This is a genomic window from Variovorax sp. P4_D9 (assembly GCF_056401695.1).
In genome coordinates this window covers 1-1,286 of sequence record NZ_JBFUIU010001466.1, presented here as the reverse complement: position 1 = coordinate 1,286, position 1,286 = coordinate 1, and the positions used below count along the sequence as shown (strand labels likewise).

1 protein-coding gene is annotated in these 1,286 nt (G+C 62.8%); it reads left to right on the top strand.

Annotated elements, in window-relative coordinates; translation table 11 throughout:
* Window positions 1-585: 585 nt before the first annotated feature.
* Window positions 586-1,286: beta-keto acid cleavage family enzyme (locus AC1DY5_RS56040; protein ID WP_478122774.1), on the top strand; the 701-nt coding region annotated here is incomplete at its 3' end.

The window sequence follows — 1,286 nt, the reverse complement described above, 5'->3', positions numbered from 1 at the left end:
GCCCACCACAACGCCAACCCAAAACCCTTCATCTGGACCGCCAGAGCGACCGACATCCTGGCCAAGGTCACGCGAGCCAAGGCCGCACTGGCAAGTGCGTACAAGATAAGTACATATCTGAGTGGCGCACTACACTAGGCTCTCTGATGCCTCCGGCTCCGAAGCACCCATGAGTTCGGGCCAACCTTGCAGCTTCTGGCGGTCGCCCAAACAGTCCGTCGTCCTTCACGGAATTGGGGGCGAGGTTGCTTCACGCGACGCGGTTGCTCGCGCCCGGCACGGTCGGCCAGGATTCCCCAGACGACTGCGCCGAGCAGGATCACGATCGCAGCCTTGAGTCCGGCCTGGTCCGGCGCAATGCCGTAGTAGCGGTTGAGGAAGCTCGGCATCCATTTGAGTTGAAATTGTCGGCGCGACGCCTATAGTTGCTTGTTCTGGTCACTGCGCCCTCCGTGCGCGAGCGCCTCGCCGCCCTAGGCATGAAGGCGGGTCGGCCCGTGACCACTGGGAGCTCGCCCAGTCGCGTCGCCTACGAGCGTCAGTCTGAACTTTTTCAGTCGATCAACTTCAAGCCGGAATACCACCATGCAATTCCTCGACGACTCCCTCCTTCCCGAGAACCAGCAACCCCTCGTCATCCAGGTCGCGCCTTACGGTCCCGAGTGGATTCCCGCTGACTCCAGCGATATTGCGGTGTCGATGGACGAGCAGGTCCAGAAAGCGGTTGACTGCTACAACGCCGGCGCAACGCTCCTGCACGTCCATGTCCGCGAGGCGGACGGCAAGGGTTCCAAGCGCCTTTCGATGTTCAACGAACTGCTGGCCCGTCTGCGCGATGCGGTTCCCGACATGATTCTGCAGGTTGGCGGCTCGATTTCGTTTGCGCCCGAGACCGACAGCGAGGCGGCCCAATGGCTCAGCGACGACACGCGCCACATGCTCGCGGAGCTCACGCCGAAGCCTGACCAGGTGACGATCGCGATCAACACCAACCAGATGAACATCTGCGAGCTTTTGACCGCAGACGATGTCAAAGATACGTCCCTCGCGAAGCCGGAATATCAGCAGGCCTACCGGGAAATGACCATTCCCTCGGGCCCCGGCTTCGTCGAGGAACACCTGCGCCGGCTGCAGGCCAACGGCATCCAGCCGCTGTTCATGCTCGGCGACGTGGGGCAGCTCGAGTCGGTCGAGCGCCTGATCCGGCGCGGCATCTACACCGGCCCCCTGACCATGAACTGGGCGGCGATCGGCGGCGGCATGGACGGTCCGAACCCCTACAACCT